Raw genomic sequence first — 14464 nt, forward strand, 5'->3', positions numbered from 1 at the left:
GCGGCGTCAGCGAACGTCTGCCTTTTTGGGCCGCACCTTTCTGGCGCTGGTGGTCGGGATCGCCCTTGGCCTGCTTATCATGAGCCGCTTTGCGCCGGGCCGGGCCGACAGCCTGCGCGGCGTCGGTGCGGATCTCGTCGCGCCGTTCTGGGAACTCGTTCAGGTTCCCGTCGAGACGATATCCGGCATGTGGAATAATGCCGATGCCTATGTCGATTCCGCGCGCCGGGTGAAACAACTGAACGCGCGCGAGGGTCTTTATCGTGAGCTGCGCCGCGATCATGAACTGATGCGGGCCGAAAATGCCGAGCTGCGGCGGCTGCTGAATGTCAGCAATCCCGATGAAGAGCCCATCGGTACATTCGTTATTGTCGGGGGAAGTGGCGGCGTATTTTCCGCCCAGGCCATCATATCGGGGGGTGCCCGGCATGGCGTGGAACCGGGCCAGCCGGTCCGCAACGATATCGGCCTGATCGGGCGCACCCTGGAGGTGGGCCAAAGCGCGTCACGCGTGATGCTTGTGACCGACAATACCAGCCGGGTACCCGTTACCGTCGTCCGCACGGGCGTTCCCGCGCTCGCTATCGGCACAAATTCAGCGACACTTGAGATCGACCTTACTGGCCCGACCTCGAACGACGTCAAAATTGGCGACCGTTTGACAACGTCCGGCACAGGAGGGCTGTTCCCACCGGGCCTCGACGTGGGAATGATTGTCGCGATTGACGGCGCCGTGCCGCGCGCGAGGCCCGCAACACTTCCCAGCGCATCGCGCCATGTGATCGTCGAGCGGCCATTTATGCCGCCAGTCATCGAACCCCCGGCGATCCCGGCGCTCTCCGCGCCGGATGAAGCCTTGCCGGTCGAGGATCCTGCGGCACCATGAAACGCGCGCTTCGCGACTATGGCAGAACCAGCGCACGGCCAAGCGGGTCGCTTTCTTTCCTTGAGCGCAGCGGCAACTGGCTGCGGAGCCTGCGCGTCGTCATCGCGCCAATCGTGGTCGCCGCGGGCCTGATCCTGTCGGCGGCACCTGTTTTTACGCCTCTTGCAAGCTGGCCGAATTTTGCCCTGGTCCTCGTTTACCTATATGCTCTTTATCGTCCGAACCAGCTCGCAGCATGGACGGGCGTGCCGCTTGGCGTCCTCGCCGATATCGTTTTCGCAATGCCGGTCGGGGCCAATGCCCTTCTCATGCCGCTCTTCATGATTGCGGTTCAGTGGGTGGATCGTCAGGGTAGCCGTGTTCATTGGCTGGCGGACTGGGCGCTCGCCGTACCGCTTTTGCTGGCCTACCAGTTGATCCTTTGGAGATTATGCCTCATCGCCGCGCCATCCGACCTTCCCGGTGCAGAAGCGTTGCCGTTCCTGTATCAGGGTCTGGCGTCGCTTGCCGCATTTCCGCTGGTCGCTGTGCTTTTCGTGCGTATCCAGCGGCGCTTTGTCGACGGCATAAGGACGTGACGAGGCGCGCATCATGAAAAGCGACGTCCAGCGCGACCTGACATTCACACGCCGGGCGCTGTTCATTGGCGGCGTGCAGGCGGCATGCGGCGTGCTGATCGGCGGGCGCATGGTGTATCTCAGCGTTTTCGAGGGTGAGAAATACGCCACGCTGGCCGAGGACAACCGCGTCGCCGTGCGGCTGATTTCCCCGCGCCGGGGCTGGCTGACGGACCGCAACGGCCAGCCGCTCGCGATCAACCAGCCTGAATACCGGCTCGAGATGATTCCGGAACAGGTGGAGGATATCCCCAAAACGCTTGCGCGGCTTTCGCGGCTTATCGATCTCAGTCCCCAGGACATTACCCGGATCAAGGAGGAGGCGGCGACCCGCCCCGGCTATCTCCCCATCGAAGTCGCCAATAATGTCGACTGGGAAAATTACAGTGCCATCAACGTCCGCCTGCCCGAACTGGACGGCGTCACACCCGTGCGCGGTTTTTCCCGCTTCTATCCGGACGGCGATGCGGTCGGGCACCTGATGGGCTACGTCGCGGCCCCGACGCGGGAACAATATCTTGAGGCGGACAGGGATCCGCTTTTCCTGCATCCGGCCTTCAAGGTCGGCAAGGACGGCGTCGAAAGGACCCTCGACGAACGCCTGCGCGGTGAGCGCGGTGCCCGCCGGATCGAGGTTAATGCCCGCGGAAGGGTCATTCGGGAACTTGATACACGCCCCGACATTCCCGGCGAAAATGTGCGCCTTTCCATCGACCGCGACCTGCAGGTTTTTGCCGCCCGCCGCATCGGTCCTGAATCAGGCAGCGTGGTGGTGCTCGACACCGTTACCGGCGAAGTTCTCGCCATGGTCTCCATGCCGGCTTTCGATCCGAACAGTTTCTCGGACGGGATCAGTCATAAGGAGTGGGACGCCCTCACCTCCAACGAGATGAACCCGCTCATCAACAAGAGCATACAGGGTCTCTATCCGCCCGGGTCCACATTCAAGCCCGTTACCGCCCTTGCCGCGCTTGCCTATGGTGTCGATCCCGCGGACCGCGTGATCTGCAACGGCGGCTATAGCCTCGGGCGTCACCGCTTCGCCTGCTGGCGGCGCGGCGGCCACGGCGCCGTCGATCTGGACAAGTCGATCTATCAAAGCTGCAATGTCTGGTATTATACGCGGGGCCGCCAGATCGGTATCGACGCCATCCACGACATGGGCACGAAGCTTGGTCTTGGCGTGACTTATGACACGCTGCAGCTTCCCAACCAGAAAAGCGGCATCCTTCCCGATCCCGCCTGGAAGCGCGAACGCTACGACCAGGCATGGCTGGTCGGCGAGACGCTGAACAGTTCCATCGGTCAGGGGTATAATGCCCTGTCCCCGCTACAGATTGCCGTCATGACCGCGCGCATCGCGTCGGGAAACCGTGTGATGCCGACGCTTCTTGCCGGCGCAGAGGAGATCGTCCAGCCGCTAGAGATCGACCCGGAGCACCTGGCGATGGTGCGTCACGGGATGGACCTGTGCGTGAACGGCCCGGCAGGCACGGCCGGCCGGTCGCGTCTGCGCCTCGACAATGTCCGCATGGGCGGCAAGACAGGTACCGCGCAGGTGCGCAGCCTCGCCAAAAATCGCGGGGGCTTTATTCCGTGGAAGTTCCGCGACCATGGCCTGTTCGTCGCCTTCGCCCCGGTGGAGGAGCCGCGCTATGCGATCAGCGTGACCATCGAACATGGCGGCGGCGGCTCCAAGGCGGCGGCCCCCATCGCAAAGGACGTGATGACCTTTCTCTATGACCGCGATCAGGCCATGGCCTCGCTCGCCCGGCTGGAGGACGGCTGGAACGTCGAACGAATCGCCGCCGAAGTCGTCCCCGTACCAGATCTGGATAATGCCAATGGCGACACTCGCCCTACCTGATCGCCTGAGCAGGCTGCCATGGGCGGCCATTCTCGCGGTGCTTGCGCTGGGCCTGTTCAGCATGCTCGTGCTTTATTCGGCCGCTGGCGGGGCGGCAGCACCGTGGATGACCAATCAGGGTATCCGCTTCGCTGTGCTGTTCGTCATGATGCTCGTGCTCAGCCAGTTCGATGTGACCTTCTGGCTGAGGTGGGCATATCCGTTCTACGGCGTCTGTCTTGTCATGCTGATTGGCGTGGAACTGATGGGCCAGCTGCGCGGCGGGTCGCAGCGCTGGCTGAATCTGGGGTTCATGAACCTTCAGCCCTCGGAACTCATGAAGATTGCCGTCGTTCTCGCCCTGGCCCGATACTATCATTTCCTGCCGCGTGTCCGCACGCAGACGATGGCCAGCCTGATCCTGCCTGCCGTCCTCATCGCTTTCCCCGCAGCGCTCGTCATGCTGCAGCCGGACCTTGGCACGGCGCTGACGATCATTCTTGGCGGTGTGACGATCGTATTCCTGGCGGGCGCGCGGCTCTGGATGTTCGTCGCGGCAGGGATCGGCGCGGTTGTCGGCATTCCGCTGGCAGTGAAATTCCTGCTGCAGGAATATCAGCAGCGCCGCGTTCTTATTTTCCTCGACCCCGAAGCGGACCCGCTTGGCGCCGGCTATCACATCACCCAGTCAAAGATCGCCATCGGGTCCGGCGGCATCAGCGGTAAGGGCTTCCTGTCCGGCACGCAGAGCCACCTGCAATATCTGCCTGAACAGCACACGGATTTCATCTTCGCCACCATGGCCGAGGAATGGGGCCTTTTCGGCGGCTTCTTCGTCCTTGCCTGCTATGGCATCATCCTGAGCTGGGGCACGTGGACGGCACTGACCGCAAAAGCTGTTTTTTCCCGCCTTGCCGCCATGGGTCTCACCGTCACGCTCTTCTTTTACATTTTCATCAATCTGGCGATGATCATGGGATTTGCCCCCGTTGTCGGCATTCCCCTCCCTCTCATGAGCTATGGCGGCAGCGCCATGCTGACCGCTCTCCTTCTCATGGGAATCCTCATTTCCATCTACCACCATAAAAATCGGCAGCGCCTGCAGACCGTGCCGGGCAGTATCTAGGCTTTACATCGAACCGCCCTGCCCGTAATTGCCCCCTTTCCCGGCTTCGGAAGCCTGGGTCGCGGCCGCACTTCCGGCTCAGTGGATGCATAGCTCAGTTGGTAGAGCAGCTGACTCTTAATCAGCGGGTCCTAGGTTCGAGCCCTAGTGCATCCACCATATCTTCCCAGCATGTCGAATCGTGCGAGCCTGATAAATTTCGGTGCCCTCAAAACAGATCTTAGACTATTGACGGCGTCCGTGCGGGTGGCGGTACTTGGTTACGGACACGCTAGTCCGCTACAGGCACCTCGTAGACCGTTCCCGCTGTCCCAATGGGGAAAATCGAGGCGCTGAATGCGCCCTCGACGTAGAGCACCTCGCTGTTCGGTAGGTCGACCACAAATTGCTTTTCAAACGGATCGAGGCTTTTCCAGCGGTTCAGCGCAATCAAACCGTCCGGTGCGAGAAGTTTCACCCTGATGCCTGCGCAGGGCTCCTCCCAAAACAGCGTTTCCGCACTTCGTCCGGCATATGTAAAGACGATCTCGCACGCCGCGCTGCCGCGTAACTGAAATTCGCGCTTCGACAGGATCCGGGACTTCGCGCCGTCAGGGACCTGCGCATTTCCGACTGTCGGATCTTGGCTAACCGCAGCCGCAGTCCGCGCCGGTTCGGTCTCAGCGCGATCTGCGGGAGAGCAGGCTGCTAGCAGTTGGACGGCGAGCGATACACCGACCAGGCTAGTTCGGGTCAAATTCCACATGGAGATGATTATTGGCCTGATTGTCGAAGGTTTCAAACAGAACGTCGAAATTCTCGCCTAGGATGCGAGACACTTCGGCGGCGAAAGCGCGCCCTTCGCCAATGGTAACGTTATTGCCGCGGAAATCGAGCGCCCTGCCCTCATAGTGGAGCGAGCCCTGCATATGGCGGCCATCATTACCGGAAGTGATGACAGGCGTCGGCAGGCCAAGATTGTCCGCAGCCTGCGCGACTGCGCGGATGACCGGATCCATGGCGGGATGCAGGCCGCCAAGCTGGACGTTTGCACTTTTGACCTCCACCCCGACTTCTGCCGCGACGGCACGGCCATCGATACGGCCTCCGGGAATTGCATGCGGGTCCGATGCGCCTGCCGTTGGCAACGCCACCGCATAATCGCCGGGCCGGTGCCGTTGTAGTTCCGGAACCGTCCCATGGCGGTGTATCGCATCGCCGCGGCCCAATACAGGACCATCAAGCGCCATAATCCAGCCAAGGTTGCGGGCATCTGAATAATTCGGGTTGGCATAATTGAGGTGGTCGCCGACAGCCGACGGACGCCCCGCCGCTCGTTCGGCCAAATAGCTATCGACCATCTCATCGACCCTGCCGCTGATCTGGCCGGCGGGTATATCCTCTACCGCATTACGGCCGTCGCGGCGCGACACCGGCCCGTTTATATCGGAAAACTGGTTGTAGGCGTTCACGACATCGGAGACGGAGTCGCCCCAGTGGCCGGACGCCGTGCGGTTCAGAATGGTATCGATGATACCGTGCGCCTGCGCGTCGCCCGCCGACTGCACCCATTCAGTCTGCAACGTTTTCTTGATATTCAAGATGTCGGTCTGCGTGAGCGAGAGCGTACCGCCTTCCATCCGGGTCACTCCGTCCACCGCAGCGACGCCCGGCACAGGGTTTGTCACCGGATTCGGCTGGGTCGGAACGGATGGCGAGGCGTCGATACCGACAGGAGACGGTATGGCGATCCGGTCGCCGGGATAGATGAAATTCGGGTTGGCAATTTGTGGATTGGCGGCGATCAAGGCGTCGAGGCCGATACCGTGCTGCGCGGCGAGCCGACTAAGTGTATCGCCGAATTCGACGACATGCGTTTGCCCGGCTCCGCCCGGCACAGTCAGGGTCTGACCAGCGAAGATGCGATCTGGATTATCGATCCCGTTCAGGGCGGTCAGCGTGCCGACGTCGGTACCGAACCGCGCCGCAAGCTCGGAAAGCGTATCGCCGGGCCTGACAGTATAGCTAGCGCCATCAGTCGCCTCCACGCTCGCAGCGTTGAAGGCCCGGTAAGTGTCCCAAGCGTTCGTTTCGCCGCGTTCCTCGACTGTCGATACTGCACCGATCATTGCCTAGCTCCCAGAATTCGTCATCAGCATCACCGGTTTCGCATTTGCGGCAGGGCGAATGCTATGCGGGAATTCCCTGAAACCGGCGGCAACTTGCGGGCTTGCAGATATCGCCGAGATGAGCGCTGCGGTGGCAGGCGGTCACGGATCAGTCCGCCAGTTTGGCGGCAAGTTCGTTCATCCACCCGACCGCCTGCTCGACACTGACATCGTCGCCAACGGGAAGCCAAGCCGCCTCCGGCCTGAGTGCGGCAAGCGCCTCGGACGGGGACGACAGTTGATGAATGTGCAGATGTACGGAAATCGCGGACGCCAAGCTATCCGCCGCGCGGGCAAGGTCGCCCTGTACACCGATGTCCAGATTCTCTCCGAGAGCGGCAATGTCGGAGAAAAAAGACTCCGGTCCATGGCCGACGGCCCCCCATTCCTCCACGAACGCAGCCTTGCGATCGGGCGCAAGCGAGAGACTTTCGATAACGGTTCCGACAAAGCCTTCGACGGCCCCGCGAATGGCGGGTCCGGCAGCTGCCTTCACCTCATCGGGACGAAGCGATGCCGCCTGTCCCGGTCCATTCAGCCCGTCGATGGTCATCCTTGAAAGGGCCTTTCGTCACCCGGTTTCGTCAAGTTCTGACAGAAGCTTATCGATCCCGGCGAGATGCGCCATGCGGGACTTCCCTTAGGAACCCTTCTCCGGCTTTACTTTCGCGGCAAAAGATGCGCCATCCTCACGCATCTCTTTGGCGATCTTGCCAGTGCTGGCGTCCTCATCCGTCAAGCGGCGCGCCTTCTGGCCGAGCTTCTCGGCGAAGGCGATGAATGCCGCCGCGAGCTTCGGGTCGGCGCCGTCCAGTTGCTCGCGCGTCATCGCCGGTCCAGCCGTGTTGCTCTTCGGTTTTACAGGCTTGCTCATGACAATCTCCTTGTCTTCAGCCGCGGTCCCGGAAGCCTTGGCTCGTCAGCTCCATCGCGCGCAAATCCTTGCCGAACATGGATTTCCACATCTCGTTGACCCCATCGGAAAATGCCCGCCGTTCCGTCGGCCCTTCACGCAGGCGGCCATGCTCCCAGCCCGCATAAATCGAGAAGAACAGACGCATAAATTCCTCGTCCAGTTTGCGGCGGAAATCCTCGGACCGGTATCTGGCATCCTGCGCAATGATCTGCGCCACCTGCGATCGCGCCGCGCTGAGCGCGCCGCGCGGCGGCTGCTGCTCGCCATTGGCGATCAGCCAACCGAGCACATTATAAGCTGCCATCGTCGCAGCGAGATCCCGCGTCGGGACGCCGAAATTGCGTGCAATCTGCTGATAGCCATCGACCGGATCGTGCCGTTCGAACAGGGACTTCATCGCAGCGGCGGACGCCGGGTTATTCTTCTGCAGGCGCGCATACATTTCGTGCTCGACCTGCCGGGATACGGCGTCGGAAGGCGTGTACCCGAAGGAAAGCGATGCAGCGCCGACCTGCGGCGGCGCGGTCAAACCCGCACGCGGCGAACCGCTCGCAGCCGAGCCCTTGACGCCTAGGGAGCCATTTCGGCCGACCTTCCGCTTCGGCAGATCCCGAAAGACAGAATCGTGCAGGATGTCGCTGGAGATCGCGTTGTTCATGAAACCGAAATCCTGCGCGGCGGCAGGGCCGGAGCAGATCGCGAGGGCGGCGGCAGACACGGCGGCCAGGACGTTGGTCTTCATCACTAAAACTCCTTCTTCTACACATGCGAAGAAGAGGAGGGCCGAACCCTCCTCTTCCCCATCTCCGTAGCGGAGCCAGTAGCTTACTGCTTGCGCGCAGACGCCTGCTGGGCTTCGCCGATGGACTTCAGCGCCGTCGTCAGAGCTTCGTTCAGGACTTTCAGTTCCTGAGCGACACCCTGCAGGAGCGCAGATTTGGACATCAGGTCCGTCTTCATGCTGTCGAATTCGGCCATATTGCCTTCATCGACTTCACCGAAGGAGGACTGGTCTTCACCGATCTGATTGATGCTCTCGGCGAGGTTACCCATCTGCTCCATCTTCTTGTCGAGGACTTCGCCGAGGAGGGCGGCCAGCTTCACGAGGAAGCCGCCTTCCGCCGTCACATCCGCCACGAGGCCATCCGCAGCCTGGACGCCGCCTTCACCGGCACCGCCGGCCCCCTGGCCCTGGCTGGCCGCACGGCCGCCGCGAGCGTTCGACTGCATGAATTCCTGCAGGACTTCGTCCAGCTTGGAATAGAGCGAGTCCGCCGCGCGGAGGATGTTGCCCTCGTCCATGGGGGACATGCCGAACTGCTCGGCAAAACCGCTGATGGCTTCCTGATAGTTCTGTGTCGCGCCCTGCGTGTCGCCGAGAGCTCCGGCAAATGCACCCTGCGCGGTATCGATGATGCTCTGCGGCAGACCGAGCTGCTGACCGAGCTGCTGGATGACCTGCTGACCAATTGCGCTGACGATCTGCTGCATCGCCATCGTGGCGAGCATACTGGTGCCGCCCGTTGCGATGCCAAGCGCGGCCTGCGCGGCGAAATTTACGATACTACCGAAGTCGAAGTTGAAACCACCAGACATGTTCATTCTCCCAAAGTCGGCGCGTCGTCCGCGCCTTGATCCCGAGTTTGTCGTTCGGGGTTTTCGGTGACCCGCTGTCCCCGCGAACATCTGAATAGTCCTCCACTTCGTCCTGCTAATATATGCGGGATTCCCCTGAATTTCGGCTGAACTCCTACGGGTCATCCCGCATTTTCCGGCGGTTCACCGCGATTCTCGCAGCCTCGCGGCGCGTGAGCGGCTGGCGCTCCCGTAACGACCAGGACTCGGCATCATGATACCATTCGATGGCGCGCTTTCCGAAAGCATCGCGAAAGCGCCGCGGAACGAAGCCGAGACGCGCGAGCACGAAGTCGATCGCACGGTTGTCCGGGTGGCCGAGGCTAACCAGCGCGGACTCTCCGCGCGCGCCAAACGCTTCGTCGACCAGCGCGCGTCCCCCCTCGAAGGCGAGGCCACTGCCCCAATATTTGGGAAACAGGCGACCGCCGAGTTCGAGGAGGCCGCTGTCTTCGTCGCGGACGAGCGAAAAGGACCCGACGAATTCGCCGCAGTCCGCAAGGCTGGCATGAAGCGGGCCGGGCTCTCCGCGCGCATAAAGACCCTCGGCCCAGACCTGGTAGATATGTGCGATCTCAGGCCGGTCGGGCACGCTGTCGATCAGCATAGCGGTCACGCGCGGATCGTTGTGCAGCGCCAGGATATCCCGGCGGTCCCCCGGAACGAACGCGCGGAGAATGAGGCGCGCGGTTTTGAGGCGGAACCCTTCCGTCGTCATCGCAAACGTCGCCGCTACCACCTGACAATGCTGAGCACGCCCGCCATCGCGATCATCTGGCTGCGATGCGCAAGACCGAGTTTGCCGCGCAGATTCCGGAGATGCGTTTCCAGCGTACGGTCGGAAATAAACAGGCGATCGGCGATCTGCTTGTCGGCGAGACCTTCGCCGAGAACGCGGAGCACCGCTTTTTCGGTCTTCGTCAGCGTATCGAGCGCGGCGGCGCGGTCGGCGGACATCAATGCCGGCGCAGCTTCGATAATTTGCTCGAACGTAACCCCCGCGGCACCCGGCGGTGTTTCGTCACCGGGCTGCGCGGAGGAGATCGGCATCACGGCGGCCATCATGCGGGGCGCGCCCCAACGCCAAGCTGAGCGGCGGGGTCCGGATCCGTTTCGAATTCGATGGCGTCGACGCGGTGGCCCCGCGCGATCAATCGCTCGCGCAGCCTTTGCGCGTCGGCCTGCAGGCGCACTCGGTCGCCAGCATGAGCGGCGATGACGAGCTGCATCGTGCCCTCATCGGTCCGCGCGAGGCGCACGCCCGCAACCGGGGCAATCGCCTGGTTGAAGCGCAGAACGAGCTGGTCGGGTCCGTCGGCGCCCATTGCCTCGCCGACGAACAGCTTGTCGATCATCGCGCCCATGTCCGCGCTTCCAGCACGGCCGCCGGGCAGTGCGGTCGAAGACAGCAGGCCGCTATTGTCGGTCAGCGTGGCAAGCGTATTTTGCAGCAGGCCTTGCTGCTGACCGCCCGTCTCCCCCTCCTGCCGCGCGCCCTGACCGTCCAAGGCCTCGATCCGGTCATCGCCATTTGTTGGCGCCTCCGGCTTGGACTGCTGATCGGCGCGCGTCGCGGCGTCAGTCTTTGGATCAGCGGGAACCTGCCGCCGCGCCGAACCCAGCGCTTCGGAAAAACGAAACACCGCGTCCGGCGAAGGCGAAGGGCGCTGCGGCGCGGCGCGCGGCGCAGGCTCGGCTTCGGGCGAAGGGGGCGGCGCAGCGGTCACGCAACAATCCCGCGTGCCCGCTCGTCTTCCGCGCGGCGGTCCTGCCGCAGGGCAGATGCGAGGCTTTCGTCCGCACGTGCGCGTCGGTGGAGGGCAGCGATAGCTTCGTTCTTTGCGCGGGCAATGCGCCAGTCGCGCCGGGCCGCGGCGACCGCGTTGTCCGCCTCCACCCGCGCAGCGACCGCTGTCTTTAGTGCCTCTGTCGCCGCGCCGCATCGCCGCGCGAGCAGCGCTTCACGCGCTGCCGTGATATCGCGGAACCGCGCCTTTTCGTTTTCCGGCGCGGCCGACAGCCAGTCGGAAAGCGCCGCCATGTCGCTGCGAACGGCCTCTGCGTCGCGGCGTCTAGCCTCGACTTCGACAACCGCTTCGGTGAGCGCCTTGCTGGCAGCGGCGAGTGTCTTCTCGACACGCCGCAGCTTCAGCTCATGCAGCTGGACGAGCTGGCCGGTTTCGACGATCGACGAGCTCATTCCGCCAGCCCCTTCAGAGCCGCAAGCGTATCGTCGCGTGCGATTTGATCGCCCATATCCTGTCTCAGGAACGCCTCGATCCGTGCGCGGCGCTCGATGGCCTTGTCGGCGAGCGGGTCGCTGCCGGACTCATACTCGCCGACCTGCAATAGAAATTCGATCTCGCCATATTTCGAGAGCATCGCACGAACATCGCCCGCCGCTGCCGCTGTTTCGCTGCTCATCAGTCGCGGTGCGACGCGGCTGACGGAGCCGAGAAGGTCGATGGCGGGATAATGCGCGCGCGCGGCAAGTTCGCGTGACAGGACGATATGCCCATCGAGGATGGAGCGGACTTCCTCCCCGACCGGATCGTCGCCCTCCTCGTCCTCCACCAGCACGGTATAGAATGCGGTCATGGAGCCGCGCGCATCGTTACCGGCGCGCTCGAACAACCGCGGCAGGTCGGCGAATACCGACGGTGGATAGCCGCGGCGGACGGCGGGTTCGCCGATGCTAAGGCCAATTTCGCGAAGCGCGCGCGCGTAGCGGGTCACGGAATCCATCATGAGGCAAACATTGCGGCCCTCCGCGCGAAATCCTTCGGCAATCGCCGTCGCCGTCCGCGCCGCACGGGCGCGTTCCATCGCCGGCCGGTCCGAAGTCGCGACGATGACTACCGAGCGTGCCAGTCCCTCATCGCCAAGCGCATCGTCCAGGAACTCGCGCACCTCGCGACCGCGCTCGCCAATCAGGGCGACGACGTTGACGTCGGCCCTGCCGCCGCGCGCAAGCATACCGAGAAGACTCGATTTACCGACGCCTGCCATCGCGAAAACGCCGAGACGCTGTCCGCGTCCGACCGGGACGATCCCGTCGATGGCCCGCACGCCGGTTTCGAACGGCGCATCGACCGGTAGCCTGGTGAGCGGATCGGGAGCAGGGCCGTCGATCGCGCGGCGCGGCAGGTTCGCGGGCAAGTCGCCTTTTCCATCGAGCGGCTGTCCCTGCGCGTCGACAACCCGCCCGAGCAGCGCGTCGCCAAATGGCACGCCGCCGCTGCCTTTCCGGCGGAACACATCGAATTCGCCGCCAAGGCCGGTCAAAGGTTCCAGCGGCGTCAGGATGGCGGCATCGCCGTCCAGGCCGACGACCTCGGCAGGCACGCGGTGACCCGTGACCGGATCGACGGCGTCGCACGTCTCGCCGATATGCGCGCCGAGCCCGCTGACCCTGATTGTCGTGCCGACGGCGCGTTCGATCTTGCCGATGCGGCCGAGCGTATCGATGCGCGGCAGGGCGGTGACGATGTCCGGAAGGGCGTCAGGCGGCATTCAGCGCCCCCTCTGCGCGGCGCGCGGTAAAAGCGCCTTCGAGCGCGGAAAGCTGCATCTCAAGGCTCGCATCGACGCGCCCATGCGGACCGACGACGAGACAGGCGCGTTCCGAGATGGATGCATCCGCATGGATCGTAAGATTCTCGCGTCCGGCAAGTCGCTTTTGAACGGTCTCGGCGACGGAGGGATGGACATGCACCTCCAGTGTGACCGTATCCGAAATCTCAGCCACCGCATTGGCGGCGAGCGCGGCCACGAGCCTGTCCGCATCGAGCGACGGTGCAATCCGCTGAAGGATGGCGAGGGCAAGCGTTTCCGCGCGCTCCCGCGCTTCCCGGTCCAGCGTTGCCGCGCGGGCCTCCAGCCGGGCAAAGGCCTCGGCGTGGCGGGCGCGGACGCGCTCCTCTGCACTGGCTTCAGCGGCTGCGGCGGCGCTCGCCTTCGCCTCGTCAAGTTCGGCGTCGCGCTCGGCTTCGCGGTCCTCAATACGCTTTATTAGCGCCGTGCAGCTTTCGGCAGCAGGAATATCGACGGCGCGCAGGATCGCGCTGTCGCTGATCACGGACGTCCGCGCGCTGGCTGCGATCAGATACATCGTCATGCGCCGTTCGCCATGTCAGCGCCCGGCATTTCCACATTCGCCATATCGACATCGGTGCGTTCCAGCGCCCCGATCAGCGCCCGTGCCGCCGATCTGAACGTTGAGGCGTAAAGCGCCGCCTCCACTATGCCTGAACCCGTTTCCGGCAACGCTCCGGGCGTGTCCACGGCGAGCAGCCGGTCCAGTTCGGCCTCGCCGCGTTTGTCCTCGAGCGCGGCCAGCGTCTCGCCGTCCAGGCGGCCCGCCGCCCGGTGTGCGGTGACGGCATCGACGGCGTCGGCCGCGATGCGGTTCGCTTCGCCGGGCAGGCGCTCCGTCCAATGCGGCAAGGTCGCCAGATCGGCCCAGGTCGCGCGCGACCGTGGACGCAGCAACCGATGCGGACGTCCACCGGTTTCCCATTCGGCAAGCGCACGTGCGCGGGAAAAAAGCTCGCTGCGTTTCACGCATCGCCCTCCGCATCTTCACCGCGCGTACCGAAGAAGCGTTTGCGGATCTGCGGAACCGCGCCCGCCAGGCCGACCGCACCCAGCAGCAGCGCAATCACGCCCATGCTCGCCGCCAGGGTTTCGTTGTTGCCGCGCCTCGGCCGGGTGAACGGTTCCGCCGGGAACATGGCGACGGTGACATTGTCGGCGCTGAGGCCCTCGACGCCGTTAACGACCAGTGCCTTGATCTCGCCTATATGGCCGGACATGTCGACGCCCGCCCTGTGCTTGACCAGGACCGAGGCCGATGATGGTTTCGGCGTGTCCGCGAGCGGGTCGTGCTGCGGTATTGCAAGATGGACACGCGCCACGACGACACCGTCCAGCGCCGTCAGTGTCCGCGACAATTCCTGACTGAGGCCGTACATCAACCGCGCACGCTGGGAGATTTCGGAATCGACGAAACCTTCCTTTTTGAAAATCTCGCCAAGATTTGCGTAATCCTCGCGCGGATAGCCTTGCGAGTTTAGCGCCGCGATCGCATCGGCAAAATCGCCGCGATCCACGGTGAGCGCAAAGCGGCCCTCTCCATCCGCCGATTTCGACGCGCCGATACCGGCATCGTCGAGAATGACGAGCATCTCGTTCGCCTGTTCCTCGCCGATGTCGGTATAAAGCGGCGCGGCGCTGCACGCAGCCAGAAAGAATAGCAGCGCCGGGATGAGGGCCCTTGTCATGATGCGTTC

At 63.6% G+C, this 14464-nt stretch carries 18 protein-coding genes and 1 tRNA gene; 5 read left to right on the forward strand and 14 right to left on the reverse strand.

Features of this window, described 5'->3' with window-relative positions; translation table 11 throughout:
* Nucleotides 1–25 precede the first annotated feature (25 nt).
* From mreC to KCG44_RS09110, 5 genes are all read left to right on the forward strand, one after another.
* Nucleotides 26–886: a rod shape-determining protein MreC gene (gene mreC / locus KCG44_RS09090; protein ID WP_218445776.1), complete on the forward strand. Its 861-nt coding sequence runs from the start codon at nucleotides 26–28 to the stop codon at nucleotides 884–886.
* A complete protein-coding gene (gene mreD / locus KCG44_RS09095; RefSeq protein ID WP_218445777.1) occupies nucleotides 883–1464 on the forward strand; it encodes a rod shape-determining protein MreD in 582 nt (193 codons plus the stop codon). The genes mreC and mreD overlap by 4 nt, the downstream gene beginning before the upstream one ends.
* 13 nt (nucleotides 1465–1477) lie before the next feature.
* Nucleotides 1478–3370 carry a penicillin-binding protein 2 gene (gene mrdA / locus KCG44_RS09100; RefSeq protein WP_218445779.1) on the forward strand — a complete coding sequence of 631 codons (1893 nt, stop codon included), beginning with the start codon at nucleotides 1478–1480 and terminating at the stop codon, nucleotides 3368–3370.
* Complete coding sequence (gene rodA, locus KCG44_RS09105) at nucleotides 3348–4475, forward strand: rod shape-determining protein RodA (protein WP_218445780.1); 1128 nt, start codon at nucleotides 3348–3350, stop codon at nucleotides 4473–4475. Before mrdA ends, rodA begins: the two co-directional genes overlap by 23 nt.
* Before the next feature lie 83 nt (nucleotides 4476–4558).
* Nucleotides 4559–4634, forward strand: a tRNA-Lys gene (locus KCG44_RS09110).
* Between the two features lie 112 nt (nucleotides 4635–4746).
* On the opposite strand, the gene KCG44_RS09115 is transcribed toward KCG44_RS09110, so the two are convergent.
* The 14 genes from KCG44_RS09115 to sctJ form a co-directional block, all read right to left on the reverse strand.
* Complete coding sequence (locus KCG44_RS09115; protein ID WP_218445781.1) at nucleotides 4747–5211, reverse strand: hypothetical protein; 465 nt, start codon at nucleotides 5209–5211, stop codon at nucleotides 4747–4749.
* Entirely contained in the window at nucleotides 5198–6583 is a 1386-nt protein-coding gene (locus tag KCG44_RS09120; protein WP_218445782.1) for a LysM peptidoglycan-binding domain-containing protein, read from the reverse strand. Before KCG44_RS09120 ends, KCG44_RS09115 begins: the two co-directional genes overlap by 14 nt.
* Before the next feature lie 148 nt (nucleotides 6584–6731).
* Nucleotides 6732–7175, reverse strand: a complete 444-nt coding sequence (locus KCG44_RS09125) for a hypothetical protein (RefSeq protein ID WP_218445783.1) — start codon at nucleotides 7173–7175, stop codon at nucleotides 6732–6734.
* A gap of 87 nt (nucleotides 7176–7262) precedes the next feature.
* Nucleotides 7263–7496, reverse strand: a complete 234-nt coding sequence (locus KCG44_RS09130) for a hypothetical protein (protein ID WP_218445785.1) — start codon at nucleotides 7494–7496, stop codon at nucleotides 7263–7265.
* Between the two features lie 16 nt (nucleotides 7497–7512).
* Nucleotides 7513–8280, reverse strand: coding sequence for a DUF6683 family protein (locus KCG44_RS09135; RefSeq protein ID WP_218445786.1), 768 nt, complete (start codon nucleotides 8278–8280; stop codon nucleotides 7513–7515).
* A gap of 83 nt (nucleotides 8281–8363) precedes the next feature.
* A complete protein-coding gene (locus KCG44_RS09140) occupies nucleotides 8364–9134 on the reverse strand; it encodes a hypothetical protein (protein WP_218445787.1) in 771 nt (256 codons plus the stop codon).
* Between the two features lie 154 nt (nucleotides 9135–9288).
* Nucleotides 9289–9891, reverse strand: coding sequence for a GNAT family N-acetyltransferase (locus KCG44_RS09145; protein WP_218445788.1), 603 nt, complete (start codon nucleotides 9889–9891; stop codon nucleotides 9289–9291).
* Between the two features lie 14 nt (nucleotides 9892–9905).
* Complete coding sequence (locus KCG44_RS09150; RefSeq protein WP_218445789.1) at nucleotides 9906–10238, reverse strand: helix-turn-helix domain-containing protein; 333 nt, start codon at nucleotides 10236–10238, stop codon at nucleotides 9906–9908.
* Nucleotides 10235–10900 (reverse strand): hypothetical protein, encoded by a 666-nt coding sequence (locus tag KCG44_RS09155; RefSeq protein ID WP_218445791.1) that lies wholly within the window; start codon nucleotides 10898–10900, stop codon nucleotides 10235–10237. Before KCG44_RS09155 ends, KCG44_RS09150 begins: the two co-directional genes overlap by 4 nt.
* Nucleotides 10897–11373, reverse strand: coding sequence for a hypothetical protein (locus tag KCG44_RS09160; RefSeq protein ID WP_218445792.1), 477 nt, complete (start codon nucleotides 11371–11373; stop codon nucleotides 10897–10899). Before KCG44_RS09160 ends, KCG44_RS09155 begins: the two co-directional genes overlap by 4 nt.
* The gene (locus tag KCG44_RS09165) at nucleotides 11370–12686 is read right to left on the reverse strand and encodes a FliI/YscN family ATPase (RefSeq protein WP_218445793.1); all 1317 of its coding nucleotides are present in this window, start codon (nucleotides 12684–12686) and stop codon (nucleotides 11370–11372) included. The genes KCG44_RS09160 and KCG44_RS09165 overlap by 4 nt, the downstream gene beginning before the upstream one ends.
* Nucleotides 12676–13290: a FliH/SctL family protein gene (locus tag KCG44_RS09170; RefSeq protein WP_218445794.1), complete on the reverse strand. Its 615-nt coding sequence runs from the start codon at nucleotides 13288–13290 to the stop codon at nucleotides 12676–12678. The genes KCG44_RS09165 and KCG44_RS09170 overlap by 11 nt, the downstream gene beginning before the upstream one ends.
* Nucleotides 13287–13736, reverse strand: a complete 450-nt coding sequence (locus tag KCG44_RS09175; protein WP_218445795.1) for a hypothetical protein — start codon at nucleotides 13734–13736, stop codon at nucleotides 13287–13289. Before KCG44_RS09175 ends, KCG44_RS09170 begins: the two co-directional genes overlap by 4 nt.
* Nucleotides 13733–14455 carry a type III secretion system inner membrane ring lipoprotein SctJ gene (sctJ, locus tag KCG44_RS09180; protein WP_218445796.1) on the reverse strand — a complete coding sequence of 241 codons (723 nt, stop codon included), beginning with the start codon at nucleotides 14453–14455 and terminating at the stop codon, nucleotides 13733–13735. Before sctJ ends, KCG44_RS09175 begins: the two co-directional genes overlap by 4 nt.
* Nucleotides 14456–14464: the final 9 nt, after the last annotated feature.

Origin of the sequence: Pacificimonas pallii (assembly GCF_019204005.1) — a bacterium.
In the GTDB taxonomy this organism is placed as follows: Bacteria; Pseudomonadota; Alphaproteobacteria; order Sphingomonadales; family Sphingomonadaceae; genus Pacificimonas; species Pacificimonas pallii.

Bases quoted from the DNA above. Each gene is read 5' to 3' on its own strand.
- sctJ (WP_218445796.1), bottom strand. From the start codon at position 14,455: ATGACAAGGGCCCTCATCCCGGCGCTGCTATTCTTTCTGGCTGCGTGC.
- KCG44_RS09170 (WP_218445794.1), bottom strand. From the start codon at position 13,290: ATGACGATGTATCTGATCGCAGCCAGCGCGCGGACGTCCGTGATCAGC.
- KCG44_RS09160 (WP_218445792.1), bottom strand. From the start codon at position 11,373: ATGAGCTCGTCGATCGTCGAAACCGGCCAGCTCGTCCAGCTGCATGAG.
- KCG44_RS09140 (WP_218445787.1), bottom strand. From the start codon at position 9,134: ATGTCTGGTGGTTTCAACTTCGACTTCGGTAGTATCGTAAATTTCGCC.
- rodA (WP_218445780.1), top strand. From the start codon at position 3,348: ATGGCGACACTCGCCCTACCTGATCGCCTGAGCAGGCTGCCATGGGCG.
- KCG44_RS09135 (WP_218445786.1), bottom strand. From the start codon at position 8,280: ATGAAGACCAACGTCCTGGCCGCCGTGTCTGCCGCCGCCCTCGCGATC.
- KCG44_RS09150 (WP_218445789.1), bottom strand. From the start codon at position 10,238: ATGATGGCCGCCGTGATGCCGATCTCCTCCGCGCAGCCCGGTGACGAA.
- KCG44_RS09130 (WP_218445785.1), bottom strand. From the start codon at position 7,496: ATGAGCAAGCCTGTAAAACCGAAGAGCAACACGGCTGGACCGGCGATG.
- mreD (WP_218445777.1), top strand. From the start codon at position 883: ATGAAACGCGCGCTTCGCGACTATGGCAGAACCAGCGCACGGCCAAGC.
- KCG44_RS09165 (WP_218445793.1), bottom strand. From the start codon at position 12,686: ATGCCGCCTGACGCCCTTCCGGACATCGTCACCGCCCTGCCGCGCATC.
- KCG44_RS09125 (WP_218445783.1), bottom strand. From the start codon at position 7,175: ATGACCATCGACGGGCTGAATGGACCGGGACAGGCGGCATCGCTTCGT.
- KCG44_RS09145 (WP_218445788.1), bottom strand. From the start codon at position 9,891: ATGACGACGGAAGGGTTCCGCCTCAAAACCGCGCGCCTCATTCTCCGC.
- KCG44_RS09120 (WP_218445782.1), bottom strand. From the start codon at position 6,583: ATGATCGGTGCAGTATCGACAGTCGAGGAACGCGGCGAAACGAACGCT.
- mrdA (WP_218445779.1), top strand. From the start codon at position 1,478: ATGAAAAGCGACGTCCAGCGCGACCTGACATTCACACGCCGGGCGCTG.